Annotated in this window: 18 protein-coding genes and 5 pseudogenes; 9 read left to right on the top strand and 14 right to left on the bottom strand. The window is 48.9% G+C overall.

Translation table 11 applies throughout. The features are described from left to right. Window positions 1-161 precede the first annotated feature (161 nt). The 12 genes and pseudogenes from ACTWJ7_RS27475 to ACTWJ7_RS27420 form a co-directional block, all read right to left on the bottom strand. Complete coding sequence (locus ACTWJ7_RS27475) at window positions 162-611, bottom strand: threonine/serine exporter family protein (protein ID WP_285075085.1); 450 nt, start codon at window positions 609-611, stop codon at window positions 162-164. A 19-nt stretch (window positions 612-630) separates the two neighbouring features. Continuing rightward, a complete protein-coding gene (locus ACTWJ7_RS27470; protein WP_236703443.1) occupies window positions 631-1,326 on the bottom strand; it encodes a threonine/serine exporter family protein in 696 nt (231 codons plus the stop codon). Window positions 1,327-1,693: 367 nt separating this feature from the next. Continuing rightward, complete coding sequence (locus ACTWJ7_RS27465) at window positions 1,694-1,999, bottom strand: hypothetical protein (protein WP_079350759.1); 306 nt, start codon at window positions 1,997-1,999, stop codon at window positions 1,694-1,696. Window positions 2,000-2,063: 64 nt separating this feature from the next. Continuing rightward, complete coding sequence (locus tag ACTWJ7_RS27460; RefSeq protein WP_301879576.1) at window positions 2,064-3,107, bottom strand: S66 family peptidase; 1,044 nt, start codon at window positions 3,105-3,107, stop codon at window positions 2,064-2,066. 102 nt (window positions 3,108-3,209) lie between these two features. After that, window positions 3,210-4,544 (bottom strand): DUF4179 domain-containing protein, encoded by a 1,335-nt coding sequence (locus ACTWJ7_RS27455; protein ID WP_301879575.1) that lies wholly within the window; start codon window positions 4,542-4,544, stop codon window positions 3,210-3,212. Continuing rightward, the gene (locus tag ACTWJ7_RS27450; protein WP_301879574.1) at window positions 4,541-5,056 is read right to left on the bottom strand and encodes a sigma-70 family RNA polymerase sigma factor; all 516 of its coding nucleotides are present in this window, start codon (window positions 5,054-5,056) and stop codon (window positions 4,541-4,543) included. Before ACTWJ7_RS27450 ends, ACTWJ7_RS27455 begins: the two co-directional genes overlap by 4 nt. Window positions 5,057-5,300: 244 nt before the next feature. After that, complete coding sequence (locus ACTWJ7_RS27445) at window positions 5,301-5,729, bottom strand: NUDIX domain-containing protein (RefSeq protein ID WP_301879787.1); 429 nt, start codon at window positions 5,727-5,729, stop codon at window positions 5,301-5,303. A 174-nt stretch (window positions 5,730-5,903) separates the two neighbouring features. Continuing rightward, a pseudogene (locus ACTWJ7_RS27440) lies at window positions 5,904-6,395 on the bottom strand (GNAT family N-acetyltransferase); the annotation flags it as partial. Window positions 6,396-6,612: 217 nt separating this feature from the next. Further along, entirely contained in the window at window positions 6,613-7,023 is a 411-nt protein-coding gene (gene flgB, locus ACTWJ7_RS27435; RefSeq protein WP_079351034.1) for a flagellar basal body rod protein FlgB, read from the bottom strand. 179 nt (window positions 7,024-7,202) lie between these two features. After that, a complete protein-coding gene (gene speD / locus ACTWJ7_RS27430; RefSeq protein WP_024629404.1) occupies window positions 7,203-8,018 on the bottom strand; it encodes an adenosylmethionine decarboxylase in 816 nt (271 codons plus the stop codon). Window positions 8,019-8,196: 178 nt separating this feature from the next. After that, window positions 8,197-8,778: a DUF1273 domain-containing protein gene (locus ACTWJ7_RS27425; RefSeq protein WP_029880796.1), complete on the bottom strand. Its 582-nt coding sequence runs from the start codon at window positions 8,776-8,778 to the stop codon at window positions 8,197-8,199. A 109-nt stretch (window positions 8,779-8,887) separates the two neighbouring features. Further along, window positions 8,888-10,021 carry an RluA family pseudouridine synthase gene (locus tag ACTWJ7_RS27420; RefSeq protein WP_301879573.1) on the bottom strand — a complete coding sequence of 378 codons (1,134 nt, stop codon included), beginning with the start codon at window positions 10,019-10,021 and terminating at the stop codon, window positions 8,888-8,890. Window positions 10,022-10,210: 189 nt separating this feature from the next. Here ACTWJ7_RS27420 and ACTWJ7_RS27415 point away from each other — a divergent pair, with 189 nt between their 5' ends. Next, a complete protein-coding gene (locus ACTWJ7_RS27415) occupies window positions 10,211-10,627 on the top strand; it encodes a hypothetical protein (RefSeq protein ID WP_024629407.1) in 417 nt (138 codons plus the stop codon). 220 nt (window positions 10,628-10,847) lie between these two features. Here the strand turns inward: ACTWJ7_RS27415 and ACTWJ7_RS27410 are convergent. Continuing rightward, window positions 10,848-11,557: pseudogene (locus ACTWJ7_RS27410) on the bottom strand (GT-D fold domain-containing glycosyltransferase). 356 nt (window positions 11,558-11,913) lie between these two features. On the opposite strand from ACTWJ7_RS27410, the pseudogene ACTWJ7_RS27405 reads away from it, so the two are divergent. The 7 genes and pseudogenes from ACTWJ7_RS27405 to ACTWJ7_RS27375 all read left to right on the top strand — a co-directional run bounded on the left by ACTWJ7_RS27405 (window position 11,914) and on the right by ACTWJ7_RS27375 (window position 17,218). Further along, window positions 11,914-12,602, top strand: a pseudogene (locus ACTWJ7_RS27405) (glycosyltransferase). A 17-nt stretch (window positions 12,603-12,619) separates the two neighbouring features. Next, on the top strand, window positions 12,620-13,609 hold the full coding sequence (locus tag ACTWJ7_RS27400; RefSeq protein ID WP_301879571.1) for a polysaccharide biosynthesis protein: 990 nt from the start codon (window positions 12,620-12,622) through the stop codon (window positions 13,607-13,609). Between the two features lie 34 nt (window positions 13,610-13,643). Continuing rightward, a pseudogene (locus tag ACTWJ7_RS27395) lies at window positions 13,644-14,636 on the top strand (nucleotide sugar dehydrogenase); the annotation flags it as partial. Continuing rightward, a complete protein-coding gene (locus tag ACTWJ7_RS27390; protein WP_443146427.1) occupies window positions 14,528-14,869 on the top strand; it encodes a UDP binding domain-containing protein in 342 nt (113 codons plus the stop codon). The pseudogene ACTWJ7_RS27395 and the gene ACTWJ7_RS27390, both read left to right, overlap by 109 nt. After that, window positions 14,866-15,183, top strand: coding sequence for a hypothetical protein (locus ACTWJ7_RS27385; protein ID WP_443146041.1), 318 nt, complete (start codon window positions 14,866-14,868; stop codon window positions 15,181-15,183). The genes ACTWJ7_RS27390 and ACTWJ7_RS27385 overlap by 4 nt, the downstream gene beginning before the upstream one ends. Next, entirely contained in the window at window positions 15,170-15,916 is a 747-nt protein-coding gene (locus tag ACTWJ7_RS27380) for a class I SAM-dependent methyltransferase (protein ID WP_301879570.1), read from the top strand. Before ACTWJ7_RS27385 ends, ACTWJ7_RS27380 begins: the two co-directional genes overlap by 14 nt. A 171-nt stretch (window positions 15,917-16,087) precedes the next feature. After that, window positions 16,088-17,218 carry a glycosyltransferase family 2 protein gene (locus tag ACTWJ7_RS27375; protein WP_301879569.1) on the top strand — a complete coding sequence of 377 codons (1,131 nt, stop codon included), beginning with the start codon at window positions 16,088-16,090 and terminating at the stop codon, window positions 17,216-17,218. A gap of 610 nt (window positions 17,219-17,828) precedes the next feature. Here the strand turns inward: ACTWJ7_RS27375 and ACTWJ7_RS27370 are convergent. Then, window positions 17,829-18,350 carry a DUF5412 family protein gene (locus ACTWJ7_RS27370; RefSeq protein ID WP_301879568.1) on the bottom strand — a complete coding sequence of 174 codons (522 nt, stop codon included), beginning with the start codon at window positions 18,348-18,350 and terminating at the stop codon, window positions 17,829-17,831. Between the two features lie 331 nt (window positions 18,351-18,681). Between ACTWJ7_RS27370 and ACTWJ7_RS27365 the strand changes: the two are divergent. Next, window positions 18,682-19,523: pseudogene (locus ACTWJ7_RS27365) on the top strand (Rpn family recombination-promoting nuclease/putative transposase). The last annotated feature ends 175 nt before the right edge of the window (window positions 19,524-19,698 follow it).

Here is a 19,698-nt window from a genome sequence, read left to right as displayed (position 1 = left end):
GATCGTACAGTTATCGAACAAATGGATGCAACGATGAGACCGCTGCAAGGGAGATAATCCCGGATCCAACATGGATTAAAAATATGGAAAACCCGTGAAGGACAGTTTACCCTGTCTCCCACGGGCCATTATCGTTTTAGTGATAGTATATTTATCTACTGCTAGGGTTTTGCTCGCAACGATTCAGGTAAACGACGAATCATTTGGTTCAACACTTCGGACAATACAAGTCCGATCGCGATGGCACCGGATAACATGAGTGCCTTGGCAGCCATCTCCATGGCAGCACCGTAGTCATTTTGCACAAAATTACGCATCGCATTATACGCCAGCCCACCGGGAACGAGCGGAATGATGCCAGCCACGCTAAAGATAATGACGGGTGCGCGAAACATACGGGAGAACAGCTGGCTGATGACACCTACCGCGATGGTCGCTGCCAGTGTAGCAGGAACAGCATCTGCTGCATATTCGAGCACAATGTAGATGATCCAGCCAATCATGCCGACAAATCCACCGTGAAGCAGCATGCGTCGTGGGGCGTTGAAGATGATGCCGAATGCAGCCGAGGCGACAAAGCTGGTCAGGGCTTGTTCAATAAAATGAAGCATAACCTGCAACTCCTCCGTCTTACGTAAAAAGTGAAAAAACAACAGCAATGCCGGTACCAATCGCAAAAGCCGTCAGAAACGCCTCGGCTCCCTTGGATAGCCCGGACACGAGATGCCCGGCCATCAGATCACGCACAGCATTGGTAATCAGCAGTCCCGGTACCAGCGGCATGACTGAGCCAATAATGATTTTGTCCCGTTCATGACCCGCACCCATATAGACAAGCAAAAAGGCGAGCAGGCCAATGACAAATGAAGCTGTCAGCTCGGCAAAAAACTTCACGAGTACCAGTCGATGGAAGGCAATGACCGCTGCATAGCCGATACCACCGCAGAGCACTGCAGGGAGAAAGTCGACCCAGCCTCCACCAAACATAATGGTAAAGCACCCACTGGATAACGCCGCCGCCGTAAGCCGCACAACCGCAGAATAGGAGGAGGGCTGTCCCTCAATTTGTTGTAACAACGCATACGCTTCTTCAACGGACAATTCACCTTGTCCAATACGCCGGGAAACGGCATTCACTTCAGATACCTTGTGCAAATCCGTGGTTCGTTCCGAGATTCGAATCAGCTTGGCAGGCTCGGTTGCATCAACCGAGAAGAAGATGCCTGTGGGCACAACGTAACTGTGCGAATGGGGAAGGCCCAGCGCGGCAGCCATGCGTTTCATCGTATCTTCCACACGGTAGGTTTCACCGCCGCTTTGCAGCATAATTTTGCCTGCCAATAGACAGATCGCGATCACTCTGGATTGTTCAGTATGATTTGTCCCAACCAGCTCCGTCTCAGACTGAGGCACGGGTGGAGGATCATGAGGGATATATTCCAACCGGATCAAGCTCCGTTCATATGAGATAAGGCTTGGTGCCGACACCATTGTATCATATTTCACACGTTAGCAAGGAAACATACCGCATGAACGACAGGAAGTCATCCAGATTGCAGAGATTGATGCATACATTCAAGCCAAAAGGACGACCCGAGCACCCCTAAACCAACCAAAAAAATCTTCGTTCCCGGACCCAAGGGCCTCCGGAGCAAAGATTTTTGGATTTGGCTCTATAGCGATAAAAAAACAATTACATCAACAGCGTAATGACTAACAGCTCATACAGTACGAGTGGCAGAATCGTCGGTCCAAACAAGGCACGTGGCTCAGGATATCCATGCATCGGCGTAACCTGGAGATATAGAATACCCCGATCTGCGCTGATAATGACACCTTCCCATACCTGACCATCGATATTCTGGACTTGCACCTTCTTGCCTACGTGCTGCCGGGCTGTATGATGAAGCATATTCCGCACACTATGCACGGATTGGAGCATCGGTTGATTGGCTTGGTATACGACAAATGCGGATGGTGTGGATGTGGATTCAGACATGAAGCACAACCCTTCCTCAAAATAAGTTCTTACTTCAAGGTATGCATCTGCCTACAAAAGGTGTTTACACAAATGCCATCTCAAGGCTTCCGCGCCCATTTTCATAAGCGACTTTGCCCAGTGCGCCATTCACAAAGGTTAACTGTGGCGGGATGTGGCCCAGATCCACATCATACAGTACGGGAACATCCATATTCCCCAGCGCTGAGGTTAGGGCATCGGTGAAATTGAAATCTCCGGTATCCGAATACCCGGCAGGTCGGCCGAACATGAAGCCTTTAACGCCAGCAAACCAGCCAGCCTGTCTCATCTGCCACAGATGACGGTAGATATCACCCGCATTCATTTCACAGCTTTCCAGATACCAGATGGTTCCTTCTTCTGCACAGTACTGATCGAGATACGCCTCAACTGGTGCGTAAGGTGTGCCGATCAGACAAGTGATGGTATCCATACAGCCGCCGATCAACCGACCTGAGAACGTAACCTGTGCGTCAGCTCCTTGGGGCTGCCCCAGCTGTTTCCAGTGTGATGGGGTATCCAGATTAAACCTGGATAACTCCGGTTTCCATTCCGATTGATAGTGGGTGGAGGAAAATTGAGTGATCTGCCCTCCGTGTCCAGTCTGCAATACATCAATCCAGCGGGCGGTCACCGGATCGAGTTCATTGGACCTAAGATCCACGTAGTTCGTACCATGTGCCGAAGCCGTTCCGGTGATCAGGGTGTATGCAAATAAAAAGGTGCTGATATCTGAATAGCCCATGACCCATTTGGGCGGCAATGTTTTCAAAGCATCCCAATCCAGCAGGGGCAGGATATCCATAAGAAACTCTCCACCCCACGGAGGGATAATTGCCTGAATCTCAGGGTTCCGGAAAAACGCATTGATCTCGGCTGCGCGATCTTCCTTGGATGAACTTACACATTTGGCGTTATGCCGTAGAAAGGGGCTCTCCTGAACACCAAAACCAAGGCGCTCCATGTTGTGCCTGCTCTCTTCAAGGTAATGATGCAAGGATTCACCCACACCGCTGGATGGCGCCGCCACCCCAATGGTATTTCCCGGTGCGAGTGGTTGTGGGTAACGGATGGAACGGTTATTCATTGTGGAAACATCCTTTCCTGTGACATATTGATTTAATGTAGATGTTTGGTGTTTCCATTATAAAGAGTAATTACGTTTATAACAGCATACTTCTGAAAATGATTAAGGATTCACCGGGATTTCCATTGAAAATGGTGATTTAAATTTCATTGGATAGGTGTAAATATGCATCTTTATTTCCCCTTTCATCTTGGCCCCATTTTGAATAGTAGAAGAGATAATCGTATGTCTGTCATCCGTTCCATCTCCACTGCTCCAATTGGAGCCTGGAATCTGATACGATTTACCTGCTTTGTCCATAACATCTCCGAAAGCTAGAATGAACTTGCCTTCCATACTACCGTCTACAGAGAAATGGATAACCAAATCTTTGCCAACGACCTTGCTTCCGAGCATCTTTAATCCAGATGGACCGCCTGTAATCTTGTGTGAATTCAGATCAACGACGATATCAAGTTCATTTTTATTCAGCCCCGAAAAGCCAGATCCTTGTAAAGTCAGCTTTTTCGGAATGGAGAAGTACATGCTTTCAAAGTAAATGGATCGTTCATCCTCACCTGTCGTGGTGTCTGTTCTCCATGCACGGCCTTGTTCATCGACTAATTGAAGATCATCCAGTCCAAAGATTTTTTTTGTGTTCTTTGGATCCAATTTCACATCAAGCACGAGACGGGTCGGATAAAGGGTGGCCTGCTTCACATCGATAAGTTGTCCATCGACGGTTAACGTCTGATTTATGGGAATGACTTTTTTCATGCCTTTGGTTAACGTTTTATCTACCGGGAACGTAACTTTCCACTCATGAGGATTAGCTCCCCTGGCCTTGATTACGACACTCAGCTCATCGGGGGGCGAGGCCTCATCGGTAAAGATAACATCAATCATATTTTCATACACATTCTCGTCTGAAGTAGGTTTAGGTGAAGAATAACTAAATCCAACAGGAAGATTCTTACCATGCTCATCAAGCAAATCGATGTCATACATCCCTTTCTCGGAATCTTTCATGCCTTTCAGTGTGTAAAAAATAACCATACGTGACTCGTCTGTAATAATGCCGTCCACGGTCATAGAAGCTCCATTATGCTCATCGGTCACACCGACCTTCTGCAAGAGGGACTGATCGATGGCCATCATTAATCCTTTATCCTGGCGAATCATGCTGACGATACCTTCCATGCCCGGTAGCTGCTCTACAAAGGACGCAAAAGCGGGAGAGACGCGGATACATCCCGTAAACACGAGGATAATTGCAGCTGCAGAGATGGAACTCATATACCAGCGCAACCTCGATCTGCGCTTGCGCGTGGCCTGACGGACTCCGGCCTGTACAGCCTGATTTGCTCCGGCGTCGGGTACAGGGATAGTGTCGTATTCCGTTTTGCGAGCATCCAGACGCTGTTCCAGAGCTTCAAATGATTTCATTTCATCGGTCATGATAATTTATCTCCTTTCGTTTCAAGTTGATTTCGAAGCTGTCCGAGTGCTCGATGCAGTCGGGATTTTACGGTCCCTGTAGGAATTTCCAGAATGTCAGCGACCTCTGTCAAGGAGAAACCTTCGAAATAACTCAGAATAATAATCTGCTTGCAATCCCGATCCAGCGCAGAGACGGCTGCGGCAAGATCGGGGTCTTCGGGTCGGTCCCAGCTGCTGGGTTCATGAATTTCGGTAACGTGGCTGAACCGGCTCTTGCGTTTGCGTTCGTCTGCACAGTAGTTCAGCAGAATGCGGATTAGCCAGGTGCCGAAATAGGAGGGTTCTTTTAGTTTCTTGAGCGTTCGATAAGCTCTATAGGTAGTCTCCTGTATCGCTTCCAGCGCATCGCCTTCGTTGTGCAGATAGGCATAAGCGATCCGATACAGTCGGCTCTGATGCATCTCCATTAAGGCTGCAAAAGCCTCGGCATCCCCTTTTTGTGCCACGATAGTCAGTTGAGCAGGGGTCACAATGGCTCCTCCTTTCATGGATGTTGTTGCGACTTGTTGCGTATTAGACCGTGGAAAGGGCCAAACGGTTCTTGGTTTTGGAAAATAAAGTTATGTATACATGTACTGAGACTACTATAAAAGAAGGAATTTGCGCAGAAAAGCGAAAATAACCGCCAAGCTCCCCTTTGACTCAGAAAAAGGAGTTCGGCGGTTGTTATGCATTTTATTGAAGTTTCGTCATCCTAAATTACGGTTCCCACATTCAATCTTGGGAATAGAGCTGCTTAACGGCTTGTAGTCCAGGCACGGTAAAACTCGCTAGCGGAGAGGGAAGATCGTTCAGTGGGAACCAGCCGATCTCGCCAATGGCACCGTCTTCCTCCAGATTGCGAGCAATACCGTGGATGACCCGAGTGAAATAGAGAACAGATATCCAATGTTCTTCCTGTTCCGGACGAATGGTTTCGGCCGTGCAGAGTAACCCCTCGATGGCAATATCCAGATCGACTTCTTCCTTAATTTCTCGAATGACCGCCGTTTCCAGCGACTCATAAGGATCGACTTTGCCTCCAGGGATACTCCAGGTGTATTGTTCAGGCTGACGATTCCGCCAAACCAAAAGAACTTCATTACGCTCGTTGAGGATAACCGCCCCAACACCGATGCGAGGTTGAACAGAAGCATCCGCCATGAGCTTGGCTTGTGAACCGGACAACGCAGATTCTTCAGCAGCTAGCAGTTGTGAGTCTGAGTGATCTTCCGTCTGTGCAGCTCCCCGGACTTGAGTGGACTGAAACGCCAACGGAAGCTTGGTCTGCGTTGACCATTCTTCCGCAAGGATACTCATGGAGATCAGATCATAATGCGTGCCATCCCGCAGAACGGCAGAGCGCTGACGACCTTCCTCCCGAAATCCGGCTTTGAGATATGCACGTCTCGCAGCTTCATTGTATTCAATGACTTCCAGCGAAATCCGGTTCAGATTCAATTCATGGAATCCATAACGAATAATCAGGGCAAGAGCATCACTGCCGTAGCCTTGACCACGATCTTTGTCATCACCAATACCAATGGCCAGTCGTGCAGAACGGTTATTCCACTCCATTCGGTAGAGCGCCGTAAATCCAATGAAACGATTGTCCTCCAGTGTACGCAGCGCAAATTCAAAGCCGTTGTCTCTCCGAACTGCGGATGACCCTGTCTCATCAGGCGTTAGTGGAACAGCAATATCGGTATCCAGATTACGCAAGTAATCATAACTGTCAGTGAAGCGGCTGAGCCGCATGCAGTCTTCCGGGCAAGGAGCGGCCAGTCGGACTTTGGAGCCTTGAAAAGCATTTAAATGACGTGGAGCCATGTTGCACCTCTTTTATTTGATATGAAATCAATCATTTTATCTCATTATACTACGAAAGGAAGAGGATACCGAAAAAGGACATAACTTAGGTGAGTGGATTCTCCTGATTAGGAAAATAAAAGCGATGCCAAATACGGTTAATATAGATCATCTGGATTTTTCCGAATATTAGACAAAACAAAAAGCAGCCAAAGGACTGCTCTACCATTCACATTCATTATTTCATATCCTGCAACAGATTTTTCATTTTCTTGTAATGCCCGCTTACCCGGTCAACCATGTAGTTATACATAAGCTGATTCTCCGAAAGATCCGCCATTTCCTTGTCAATGTCAACGTTATTGTTGTTATTATTCATGGATGTTTCGTTGTTCTCGACAATCTGGTAATTAACGATGGAAGCATTGGGATTACTAACCGGAAAGTGTTTTTCATGAGTCCGTTTCATATCGAGCTGATCTGTTTTGCCATTCTCGATGATACGTCTAAGCTCTTCCTCAAACTCCACCGATTTCTTTTTGTAATTGGGTGTGTCTGCATTGGCAATATTTTCAGTGGTAACTTGGTGCTGTACGTTCAGCGCTTGTAACAGAGATTCATTGCGTCTGGAAGTGTTCGTTTCAATCAACGGCTCAGTCTCCTTAATGGAAATGCAATTGCTTTCATCATAAAAAATTGCGCTACTGCCTGTCAAGTTAGGCAAAAGAAAAGGACAAGCGCACGCCGGAGGCTTCCGTTAAGAAATCCTTCCTTCATGACATCTTATCCTTGTTCAGTCCTTATGAATCAGTCTTTACGAATCAGGCATTAAGAAGGACGATTGATGTTTTTGCCATAATAAATCTCATCCATCTCCAGCTTCAGCCACTCCGTAATTTCCTGTTGCTCGGCTTTACTCAGTTTATCTTTGGTATAACCAAACAGATAGTTATCGAGGTCGAATTCCCTCAACTTGCACTTGGTGTGAAAAATGTTCTCCTGATACACGTTCACGTCAATCATGTCGAAGCTGCTCTTGATCTCATCCGGAATATAATTCTGAATCGAACCAATCTCGTGATCAATGAACAGCTTGCGTCCGCTCGTATCCCGTGTAAACCCCCGTACCCGGTAATCCATCGTCATAATATCCGTATCAAACGAGTGGATCAGATAGTTCAGCGCCTTTAGGGGCGAGATTTCACCGCAGGTAGAGACGTCAATGTCTGCCCGGAACGTACTGATGCCTTCACTCGGGTGGAATTCGGGATACGTATGAACGGTAATATGGCTTTTATCGAGCTGCATGACGACATTATCGGGCAGGGGACCGGGGGATTCATCGAAGGATTCTTCGGGAATCTCCACAATGGGGCCTTCCGAGACAAGCATTGTCACACTTGCACCCTGTGGAACATAGTCCTGTTGGGCGACATTCAGCACATGGGCACCGATAATGTCAGACACGTTGGTCAGTATTTTACTGAGCCGGGCCGCATTATATTGTTCATCAATATATTCAATGTAAGCTTCGCGTTCATCTTTGGTTTTCGTGTAACAGATATCGTACATATTGAAACTCAGCGACTTGGTCAGGTTGTTGAATCCATGCAGTTGAATGCGCTGTTCTGGCGTTAATGTCATGGTTGCAGTTCCCCTTTGTCCCATACGACATGGTAATCGCAGTTTTTACTACTACTTATACCCAACCTGCCGCCAAAAAAAACATATGTACGAATTCCTGAACAACTAAGCTGCTACATAAAAGTGCAATGATCACTAATTCATTCGTACCTTATCCGAGGTTGACTCATTTGATCACTTAGAATGAAGAATCCTCGTAATCCCCAACATCGTTCATCCGTTCATCTTCGGCGACCGATTGGATATCCTCTGATGTGATACTAATGATGGTGTAATCTTCATTCTGCTGCTTTTTGACCGCTTTTTCCTTGATAAAACGAGGACTGCCATCTCCGGCATCTTCGTCATAGACGAGCAGGAGACCGTCGCTTTTGCGCAGCAACAAGTCATCGCGTGCAGTGAACTGCCACGGGCCGATATACGGCTGACGACTAATCGCTCCGTAATAGTCTACACCTTGCAGGATGGAGCGATAATACTCCTGTTTGTCTTCCTTCCATTGTTCCTCTGGATTCTGAAAAGCAGTAATGATTGACAGCTTCAGATCCGGGAACGTCTTCTTCAGCTCAAGCACCACTTCGCAGGCCCATAAGTCCACGCCGTATTGTCCTGGCGTCAGTACCCATTCCAGCCCGTCTTCGACCAGAGGTGTAAGACGGGAAGAGATGGCCTTCTTGATGAAAGGAATTCCCTCATGCTTCTGTCCAAAAATCTGTAGTTCATGTGCACGATAACCGGTAATCAGCAAGTTGTTCAGCATCGGTTCCTCCCTTCAGACGTGGTTAGGCCATCGGCCAAATCTGGCACCGGGGCTTGTCTTGAATAGGCTGAGATCTGAGCCACCGATGCCTGTTCTCTGAATCATTCCGTTATTTCGCTGGTGGGGCGTCCGCACGGAATGGATACAGGAACTGCTTCGGAATATCGGTCTCAAATCGCATTAGCTCGCCTGTCGTTGGATGGATGAACGAGAGTACCCGTGCATGCAGTCCGAGGCGTCCAAGTGTTTTGGTTTGTGCACCGTATTTTTTGTCGCCTGCAATGGGATGTCCGAGATCTTCCATATGCACACGGATCTGGTTTTTGCGTCCCGTTTCCAGACGGACTTCCAACAGGGAGAACTCGCGGTTCGACTGCAGACGTTTGTAGTGTGTAATCGCATGCTGTCCATCATTCGGGCGAGGACTGGAATACATTTTGAGTGTCTTGGTTTCTTTCAGCCATGAGGAAATGGTTCCTTCTTCCTTCGCAACGGCACCTTCTACAAGGGCAACATACACACGTTCCTGTACGTTGTCTTTCCAGTTGTCCTGCAGTTTCTGCTGCACTTCTTCACTCTTGGCGAACATCATGACACCCGAAGTGTCGCGGTCCAGACGATGGACAATAAATATCCGGTTCAGCTCGTTGGTACGGCGAACATGCTCGGTCAGCTGGCGATAAGCAGTAAGATCATCACTTTTGTCAGCGGCAATGGATAGCAGCCCGGCTTCCTTGCGAATGACAATGATATCATCGTCTTCATGCAAAATGTTAATGCCTGTCAAGGAAGGAGCGGCAACAGCGCCTTCTCTGCTGATCGTTACGATCTGCCCTGGCGTCAGCTCCAGATTAAACTTGGTAACTACTTTCTGATCAACGGATACCTGTCCGCGACCCAGGATGGATTTGACCGCATTCCGGCCGGACTTCAAGTGTTTCAGCAAAAAGTTAAGCAGTTCATCCGGTTCAGTGACTTTGTACGGGCGTGGTGGTTCCTGCTTACGATAATAGGAATTGCCCGAGCGTTTAGCTGCTTTGGGTTTGGATGCTCCGGCTTTCTTAGGAGCTGCGGAGGACTTGGCAGCTACTGGCTTTTTCGCCGCTCCTGCATTGCGTGATGCGGATGGTCCTGATGATTTGGCGGAAGTAAAAGTGGACCGCCCGGACCGTGCTGTGGATGAACCTGTAGATGCTTTCCCCTTGGCCGATGTATTGCCTGTTGGGCGTTTGCGTTTATTCATAAATAGTAATCTCCTTCTGAACAGCCTGTACCGCTTGTGTGCATACGATCCGTTCATTTCGTTATGCAGTCCAATATACCACTAACCGGGGGCAAATAAAAATAGGTGGAGAGAATCTGTTACCCATCCAATCCAAAGAGAGTCGAGATTCATAGAATAACGTATCCCATAGCATTGGAGGTGTTACTCATGGGTGTGTTTCTTGATATGAGAAGTTCGATGAACTCGGGAACGGTTGGACAGCCCGGTTTGTCTCTGGGCCCATCACCAGAAGCGTTCGGCTCCATTGGTCTGCAGACCCTTGGTGTCCCAAACCCCATTATCACCTTGAATGGCACGGTTGGTGTTACCGGAGAAGAGGGGGATACGTTCGTTGTTGAGCTTGTACGGGGCAGTTTTTACGATCCGTTCTTTGTGATTTATCGTGCCGAAGGAACGGTAGGTCAGAGCGGTGGCGCTGAATTTCATTCGTTCACTGCACAGGATCTGTCCGCACCGCCTGCACTGGAAAGTGTATATACCTCGTTTATTTCCGGGGTGTCCACATCTGTACGGACTGGACCTGAGGTGTTCTATGGTATTGCAGCTACCAATTGGTTCCTATGAACAGAAGGTTCAACAGGAAGAGTGTTATCATAGGGCATCGTATGATGAACAGACTTGCTAACCACAGCAGATGAAGTCCTGAAAAGGATAGGGTATCCCTTACGTTTGGCGCTAATAAGACCCTCAAGTCTTACGGTGAAAAGAGAAAGAGAAAAAAACCAGAACAAAATCCCGACTCTGAGGAGTCCGGGATTTTTGTTGTAATATCCACTTTTACTAACTAGTTGGCACGGCCTTTCAAAATAATGTTGTTGGCTTTGCCGAAGTCAATGGCGACTTTGCCTGCAAGTACTGCTGTCCGCTCCGCAAGTACAACCGCGTTCACGCCACAGGAGAAGAGAGCTACATCGAAGGTATCCTGATTCGTTTGAACCCATTGCAGTGTTTCCTGCATCTGATTCCAGCTGTCGAAGGGCAGCGCAGCTGTAATATCCAGATGATATGGCTCCTGAACGAGCATCGCCCGCAGCTGCTCAATCTCCCGGGTAACGAGCAGTATACGCTTGCCAGCCAGCATATTCCAGAAGCGGGGCACCTGCGCGAGTTCCCGATTGACACAGGCATGGCAAGTGAGTGCCGGAGAGATGCCAAAATGCGCGAACACGATGTCGGTCAGCTGTCTTTTGAGATGCTCCGGGGCTTTGATGCTACTGTCCCCGTGTGGAAGAACGCCTACGATATCCGCGCGCTGCAAGGAAGCGGCAACCTCATCCCGGAGCTGCAGATTGGGTAGACGCAGTCCTTTTTGCCCAAATTAGCCTTGATGGCCCATCGCTCCTTCAGAACCTGTTCCGTGCTCCAGACCGTTTCCTGAGACATGACGATATTCTCCCCATCGCCTACACGAACAAGAGAGAAGGGACGCTTCTCCCTCACCGCGGCTTCAAGTTGGTCCAGCACACCACCCATTTCAAGATAGACTGCATTCATTTTGGTATAAGGCCCCCTTTGAAAATTCAATTGCTCTATTCTATGTTGCAGCTTCGACAACGTATTGTGCATTCGACCCGGTAGGGCACATCTTCGGGTGTATATCAATCTACTTCCGGGAGAGGTAAGCGCTGAAGGGCTTATGTAAAAGCTGATTTATGGAAGAACCTGTGCAAGTGTCCGGACCGATTCTATTATTTTTTCATACGTTATAGAGTCAGCTTGTTTGAATAGAGCTTCTGTATGGCATCTTCAGGCAGACAGAGGCCGTTTTTGGTGTGGAAAGGGCTGTAAAAGACTATGAAAATAGTCTGACTGAAGTGAAAGAAATAACAGAATGAATGAGGAGGAAGGGTATGTCCAGAAAAGTGGTTATTGAGATTAACTTCAACAATTACGGAATGGACCCGCAGCGATTAACGAGAGATTGGCTGGAGCGGCGAGTGGGCATTTTTCGTAGGTTCACCCTGCATTGCCTTAAGGCCCAGACGAATCAGGATTTCCTGGCCGTGTTGAAGCTGTCCAAGGAATCGGGGAACTGATGCAAGAGATTCTGGCGGAACAGGAGCCGCTGCCTTCCAATATACGTTTTGGAACAACAATCGAAAGTGTGCGTGCCATTCTGGCTTTTGCCGAGGGAGCAGAAGATATTTATATTGCCCGGCTGGATTCGGATGATCTGTATCACAAGACGTTTGTTCAGCAGCTCTATGATGTGCAGCCACAGCCTGGAACGATGGCACTCATTAACCAGAATGGATACCTGTGGGACAGCGTGAATCATGAGATGGCGCCAGCGTTTCATCGTTCCCCGCAATTCTATGTCTACCTATATAAAACGGCAGAGTACGCTGCAGGATACCGGGTGAAGCTGCCGGGCCGGGGAACACATGGCAATGTCATTGAGCTGCCGCATGAGCTGCTGGCTCCGCGTAATTACGTGAACATCGTGCATTCCAGCAATACTTCCATTAAAAAAGTACCGCCAAAAGATCGGTTAAACCGGGAAGAGATGGCTGCGGTATTACGCGAATTCATGATCTGAACAAGGAGGGATTCACCATGATTCAAGGACAAACGATTCTGATCACTGGAGGAACCGGCTCCTGGGGACAAAAGCTGACCGAGGTACTGCTGGAGCAGAATCCAGCTGAGATTCGGATTCTGTCGCGTAATGAATACGCCCAGGTTGCGATGCAGCGGGATTTTGGTCATGATCCGCGTTTGCGTTTTGTCATTGGAGACATTCGGGATGATCGGGCGGTGGAGGCGGCCTGTCGCGGAGTGAACGTTCTCTTCCATCTGGCTGCGCTGAAACACGTCCCGGTATGCGAGGACCAGCCGGATGAAGCGTTCAAGACCAACGTCATCGGTACGCAGAACATTATCCGCGCTGCGATTCGCATGCAGGTTGCCAAAGTCATTGACGTGTCCACCGACAAGGCGGTAGATCCGATTAACGTTTATGGCATGACCAAGGCCTTGGGTGAAAAAATGATGATTCGTGCCAATGGGCTGAGCGAGTCAACGCGTTTTGTGTGTATTCGCGGGGGCAATGTGCTTGGAACCAGCGGCAGTGTCGTTCCATTGTTCCGTCGTCAGATTGATGAAGGCAAGAGCCCGACCATTACGGACAAAGGCATGACCCGCTTTTTCCTGACACGGACGGAGGCCATTCATTTGTTGCTGAAGGCGGCTGAGGCAGCGGTGGGTGGTGAGACATTTGTAATGAAAATGAAAGCCTGCAAGATGACGGATATGGCTTCGGTCATGCTGGAACAGGCAGGTCGTCCGGCTCACGATTATAAACTAACCGGAATTCGTCCGGGCGAAAAATTGCATGAGGTACTCATTTCTCCATACGAGGCACCGCGTACCTACAAATATGATGAGCAATATTATGTGATTTTGCCACAGGAACCGGACAAGAGCCTGACAGATCCATACAGCAGTCTACCTCGTGTGACCTTTTCCGAGTATCGTTCAGACAGCGCGATGATGAATCGTTCCGCAATTGCCCAATTTTTGCGTGCAGGCGGCTTTATCGATTAATAGAAGGGAGGCGGACCGTTTGGAGGTGGAAGGAATGGAAGAGAGCAGCAAGTTGGATGGGAATAAGGAAACACAGGAACGTACCACGCTTCAAAACATAAACAACCGCTCCCTGAAAGCCGCCGTCATCGGTCTGGGATATGTCGGCTTACCCATGGCGGTCGAAATGGCGCAGGCGGGGTATCGGGTGCAGGGGATTGACATCGATGGAGCAAAGGTCGCTAAGCTGAATGCCGGAAATTCTTACATTATCGGCATTGAAGATAAGGCCGTACAATCCCTTGCTCAGGCTGGATTATTCATGGCGGGCATGGATTACGCCGCAGTAGCGCAGGCCGACATCATTGTTATCTGTGTGCCTACGCCTTTGACCGCGGATCACCAGCCGGACATTTCATTTATCGCTGCAGCCGTGGATGGGATAACGCCTTATCTTCAGGAAGGCTGCCTTGTCATATTGGAGAGTACCACGTATCCCGGCACCACCGAGGAGCGTGTAATTCAGCCAATTGAGGCCGCGAAAGGGTGGAAAGTAGGGCAGCAGTTCCATGTCTGTTATTCTCCAGAGCGGGTAGATCCGGGAAGTGTGCATTACGGCGTGAAAAATACACCGAAGATCATTGGCGGCTCCACGCCAGCGTGTCTGTCCTATGGAAAAGCATTCTACGGTTCGTTCCTGAACGAAATCGTTCCCGTTAGTTCAACGACAGTGGCGGAGACGGCCAAACTATTCGAAAATACATTTCGCAGCGTGAATATCGCGCTCGTGAACGAATTTACACCCGCCTGTGAGCAAATGGGCGTAAACATCTGGGAGGTGCTGGACGCAGCGGCGACCAAGCCTTTTGGCTATATGCCATTCTATCCCGGGCCGGGTATTGGTGGGCACTGCATTCCAATTGACCCGATCTATCTGTCCTGGGCCGCTGGCCGTCAGGGATCGGAGCTGCAATTCATTACGCTTGCGGATGCGACCAATCGGCAAATGCCGGAACGCGTTGTGAAGCGTGCTGCAGAGCTGCTCGAACAGAATGGCTCGTCGATGCAGGGAGCTCGCATTGTGCTGGCGGGTATGGCTTACAAAAAGATATCGACGACCTGCGTGAATCTCCAGCGCTGGATGTCTTCAGGCTGCTGGAAGCAGCGGGGGCAAATGTGGTCTTCACCGATCCGATGGTATCTGTCTTCCGCAAGGAGGATGGCACGACTGCTCATGCTCAACCAGCATCACCAGCATTGTGGGCGGGGCTGATCTGGTGATGATTACGACGGATCATACGGGCTTCAATTATCAGGAGATGGCGGACCACGCGAAGCTGGTCTTTGATACACGTAACGCAACCGCAGGCTGTGTGGGTGGAAACATTGTGGTGATCGGCCAGCCGATTCGGCCGGATGTGAATGTGGTGCAAGGCGTGAATGAAGTACATGACATGCAAGTTCATGAGAACATGCGAGTGGATCAGACAGTGGATGGGGATGAGCAGGGACTGACAGGCCAGATCGAGGCAGACCGTGCACCTCACCTGAAACACTCACACGAAAATTCTGGAGGCAGCCATGGCGAATCATGATCGAGTAAACGAGCGTTATTATGGCGAGATCAATTCAGAGGAATCACACGAAGCTACACGTACACGTGTTCACTGGATGTGCCGGGAAGCGACAGGCAAGCGCATACTGGATGTTGGGTGCAGCCAGGGAGTCACTTCCATTTTGCTGGCGCGGGAAGGTTTTCGGGTGACCGGAATTGATCTGGAAGAAGAGAGTATACAATACGCGCGAGCGGAACTGGAGAAGGAGTCCAGACCCGTGCGGAACAATGTGGATTTTCGCTTACTGGATATTACGCAATGGAAAGCCAGAACCACCTTTGATACGGTACTGCTCGGCGAGGTGCTGGAGCATTTTGCCCATCCGGAGACGTTATTGCTGCAAATTCACCGACTGCTGCACGAGGAGGGAACCCTGGTTGTGACAGTGCCGTATGGTTACCATCCCTTTTACGATCACAAGCAGACGTTCTATGCCGGGAATCTGGCGATGTGCCTGCTGCCGTATTTTGAAGTATTGAAGCTGGAAGTTCATCATAAATATCTATGTTGCGTGGCACGCAAGCGGCGGAAAACGCAGCTGTATATGTCACCAACCCTGAACCAACTGACGGAATGGATGGAGCTGGATCATGTACATTTTGCCGAGGTGGAGAAGAATCATCTTCGCCTTATGAATCAGCGCAAGAAAGCTCTGGACAATGCGGTGGAGCAGGTTAAACGTCTGCGTCGTCAGGAGACTGGGGAAGGGTAGTAGATGGTTGCTGGATGAAGTTGAAGCTTGAGGGTGAAGGGTCAGGGTAAGGCCAGAAGGCAGGCAGGAAGACAGGAAGGAAGCCAAGTAGGCAAGTGACAAGTACGTAGAAAAGAGTAAGGCAGTCACACAACTGTAGCAATACGCGCAAGACAGGAAGGGGCTTAAACCGTGATCACCATCAGTCTGTGTATGATTGTGAAGAACGAACAACGCACGCTTGCGCGCTGTCTCGACTCGGTCGCCGGAATCGCGGACGAAATTGTTATTGTAGATACCGGGTCATCCGACCGTACGATCGAGATCGCCGCGCAGTATACCGACCGTGTCTACACGTATGAGTGGAAGGACGATTTTGCCGCCGCGCGGAATTATTCATTCGACCAGGCTACGCAGGAGTATATCCTGTGGCTGGACGCGGATGATGTGCTGCTTCCAGCTGATCGGGCGAAGCTAGAGATGCTGAAGCAGCAGCTGCCGTCCGGCGGTGAGACGGCGGCTGTGATGTTGAGCTATACGCTGGCCGAGGGGCCGGAGGGAAGTCCGCTTGTGACGGACCGACGGTTGCGCCTCGTCAAGCGGGAGGCGGGGTGCCGCTGGCATGGCCGGCTGCACGAGCAGTTGCACTTCCCGCAGGGCGGGGTCATCACGGCAGACATTGCCGTCACGCACCGCCGCGAAGCGGGCCATCATTCGGCGCGAAACGTGCGCATTCTGCGCAAATGGATCGCCGAAGAGGGCGTAGCCCAGGGACGCCTGCTGTTCTATTATGCAGGCGAATGCTTCGACCGCCAGCGTTATGCGGCGGCGGTCCGGGCTTACGCGAAGCTGCTGCTGGAGCCGCGCGGTTATTTCGAGGATCGGCTCATTGCCTGCGCGCGGCTGGCGGAATGTTATGAGCGGCTTGGCGAGCCGGGGAGGAAGCTGGGCGCGCTGCTGCAATCCTTTCAATTCGATCTGCCGCATGCCGACTTCTGCTGTGCCATCGCTGCCTGTTTCCAGGAGCGGCAGGAGCTGGTCTCCGCCATCTACTGGTATATGCAAGCGCTGGATGTCAGCAGCCGTGATCCGGGTCTGCGTCCTGTGCCTGCCGCATGTCGCACCTGGCTGCCCCACGCCCGGCTCTCTCTTTGTTACGCTCACATGGGAAACTGGGAGCAGGCGCTCCTGCATAATGGCAAAGCTAGGGAATATCTGCCGAATGACCCCGGCCTGCTCGCCAATCTGCAGAAGATTGAAGCGGTGTTGAGTAAGGGGAACAGGGGCCTGGAAGAGCGCGGAGATGTGCCACCTCGCGAGTAGGAGGAGACAGTGGGAGAGAAGAGAGAGGAAAGAAATATAAATATAGATATAGATATAGATATAGAGATAATACTCGGAGTTTAAAAAGAGGCAGCTAGCATACCTTCAAACCTAGGTCTTAACGCTGGAGCGGACCTGACGTATCTGGAGCAGGTGAGTGAGCAGAAGATGGAGCGCTAACGAACATGAGACGTCTTATTCAGGGGGTTGAAGCACCTGCAGCAGGCTAAGGAACCTGACACACGTTATTTCGGAAATTTAGGCATATTTTTAGCTTTTTTAATGTGATTTTAGGAAATAACGTGTCTGGTGTTCCTTACAATTGAAAAGGACTGCTTCAGGTCCAAATAAGACGTCCTAGGTTCCTTAGAATAAGGGCATGCATGCTAACGCCTTTTGAACTCTCTTATCTCCTCCTGTGGTGGAGTACTATTTTTCATAAAATAAAAAGATCGTAGTTTGGCCAGTGAAAAGTGTTTACTACTTGGACATTGAGGTAAAGGAAGCAACATGAAGCCCTAAATCGCCAGTAGATGTGAAGTAATATAGGAAACAAGGGAATCCTGGCTTACCACGAGAGTTGGCAAGCCGGGATTCTTGTGGTGCTGTTCTACTTTTCGGGTGCCAGGCACCGCACGTACTGATCCTTCATGCGCAGGCTTCGGCATGCCCAGCCCCAGCTGTCATAGATTTCATCATCAATGTTCAGCGTAATGCTATCATCGCTGTACTCGTTCCGGTTTTCGATCCGGAGCGTATTTTCATTTTTCCATTCAAGGTGGTTGGCCCCGTGATATTTGGCACGGTATATGGTTTTTACTATGAACATGTCCGAGGCAACGATCTTCTTCACATCTACCCAGATTGTGACTCCACCAGCCGCACCACCGTAAGGCACACCGTACATCTCGGCGACATACTCTCCATTTGGCGATGGCATCGTGTAGGCGAGTTCCCCTTGTTCTGAGCGATCAAACGTGGAGTAGTAAGGGCGAAGCATGAAATACAGGAACACGGCGGCAACCATCGACAGAATCAAAAAGGAAAATGCAGTGAGTATCGGATGTCGACGTATCCAAGGCTTGCGTTTCGAAACGTTTGAAGAATCACTAGTAAGTGCATGTTGTTCCATACTAAAACGGGCCTCCTTTAAAGGCAGTGGGTTCGAACGAGATGTGGAAAATGGATATGTAGGTATGTAAATATCTTTTCTGTAAGTAATTCGTTAATCGATGGTAACACATTATGTGTATTAATTAATAACAAATAAGTTAAAATAACCCTTAATCAATAGAGGATAAAGTTAGAATGAGGACAAAGACTTTGTTAACAAACTCAGGTATTGAAGAAGCCGCATGATTGAGTAGTTTTACGTGGAATGTTTAACTTACATAAAGGTGGTTGATGCTGCAATTAAGCACACCAAGCATGGTATAATAGTAAGAAACGGAGTTGATGGTCAGATGTCTGATTTACTCGATCCTCGAAACGATTTTGTTTTCAAGCGTATTTTTGGCAGTGAAGAAAATAAAGATGTGCTGCTGGTCTTCTTGAACCGAACGTTTGCAGAATCGGGGAACAGCCGCTGACGGAGATTGTACTCCTTAATCCGTATACCGATAAAGATGCTCCGCTGGATAAACAGTCCATATTTGATATTTGGGCGAAAACAGCTGAAGGTAAATTGATCAACATTGAAATGCAGTTGTTTAATAAATACGATATTGAAAAACGGACCCTATACTATTGGAGCAAGCGTTATTCCAGTCAGTTGCAGGAAGGCCAAACGTACAAGGAACTGAAAAAGTGTGTGACGATTAATATTCTAAATTACTCATTTATCACAAATAAGCGCTATCATAATGTATTTCATCTGAGGGAAGACCATACTGGACTTGAATTGAGTGATGATCTCGAAGTTCATTTTATGGAGTTGTCTAAGCTGGATGATCAATCCGTTCCGATGGAAGGTGGTCTGATCAACTGGCTTTTGTTCCTGAAAGGTGCTGACAAATCCAATTGGGAGGTGCTGCAAATGAATGAACCTACATTGAAAAAAGCGATGGATACGCTGGAGTTTCTGAGTCAGGATCGTGAGGCGCGTCGCTTGTATGAAGAACGGCAGAAGTATTTGCACGATGAAGCCTCAATGATTGAGTGGGCTACGGAGAAGGGATTAGCGGAAGGTGAAAAAAGAAAAGCGATCGAAATAGCAAAAAATATGCTTTCATTTGGCATCGAAGTTTCAGTCATTGCTAAAACAAGTGGTCTAACAGAGTCTGAAGTTGAGGCGTTGAAAGACTAGCAAATGCACTCTAAATTCAAACAATCGTCTTGTCCCCAAAAGGGCAGGCGGTTGTTTTTTTATTTTACTAGAATGTTCGATCACACCTGATTCTTCTTGCAATCTTTCCGATAGAGAAGGTGATACCGCTGTTACACATCTGCCAAAGAGCATTTTACATTAAAACGCGGTTGCT

The sequence above is a fragment of the Paenibacillus sp. 1A_MP2 genome (assembly GCF_052244825.1).
GTDB classification, from domain to species: domain Bacteria; phylum Bacillota; class Bacilli; order Paenibacillales; family Paenibacillaceae; genus Paenibacillus; species Paenibacillus vandeheii.
This window is presented reverse-complemented; position numbering and strand designations above follow the sequence as displayed.

Excerpts from the sequence above, each read along its gene's own strand:
- ACTWJ7_RS27475 (WP_285075085.1), bottom strand. The coding sequence starts at position 611 with ATGCTTCATTTTATTGAACAAGCCCTGACCAGCTTTGTCGCCTCGGCT.
- ACTWJ7_RS27470 (WP_236703443.1), bottom strand. The coding sequence starts at position 1,326 with ATGCTGCAAAGCGGCGGTGAAACCTACCGTGTGGAAGATACGATGAAA.
- ACTWJ7_RS27465 (WP_079350759.1), bottom strand. The coding sequence starts at position 1,999 with ATGTCTGAATCCACATCCACACCATCCGCATTTGTCGTATACCAAGCC.
- ACTWJ7_RS27460 (WP_301879576.1), bottom strand. The coding sequence starts at position 3,107 with ATGAATAACCGTTCCATCCGTTACCCACAACCACTCGCACCGGGAAAT.
- ACTWJ7_RS27455 (WP_301879575.1), bottom strand. The coding sequence starts at position 4,544 with ATGACCGATGAAATGAAATCATTTGAAGCTCTGGAACAGCGTCTGGAT.
- ACTWJ7_RS27445 (WP_301879787.1), bottom strand. The coding sequence starts at position 5,729 with ATGGCGGATGCTTCTGTTCAACCTCGCATCGGTGTTGGGGCGGTTATC.
- speD (WP_024629404.1), bottom strand. The coding sequence starts at position 8,018 with ATGACATTAACGCCAGAACAGCGCATTCAACTGCATGGATTCAACAAC.
- ACTWJ7_RS27425 (WP_029880796.1), bottom strand. The coding sequence starts at position 8,778 with ATGCTGAACAACTTGCTGATTACCGGTTATCGTGCACATGAACTACAG.
- ACTWJ7_RS27420 (WP_301879573.1), bottom strand. The coding sequence starts at position 10,021 with ATGAATAAACGCAAACGCCCAACAGGCAATACATCGGCCAAGGGGAAA.
- ACTWJ7_RS27415 (WP_024629407.1), top strand. The coding sequence starts at position 10,211 with ATGGGTGTGTTTCTTGATATGAGAAGTTCGATGAACTCGGGAACGGTT.
- ACTWJ7_RS27400 (WP_301879571.1), top strand. The coding sequence starts at position 12,620 with ATGATTCAAGGACAAACGATTCTGATCACTGGAGGAACCGGCTCCTGG.
- ACTWJ7_RS27380 (WP_301879570.1), top strand. The coding sequence starts at position 15,170 with ATGGCGAATCATGATCGAGTAAACGAGCGTTATTATGGCGAGATCAAT.
- ACTWJ7_RS27370 (WP_301879568.1), bottom strand. The coding sequence starts at position 18,350 with ATGGAACAACATGCACTTACTAGTGATTCTTCAAACGTTTCGAAACGC.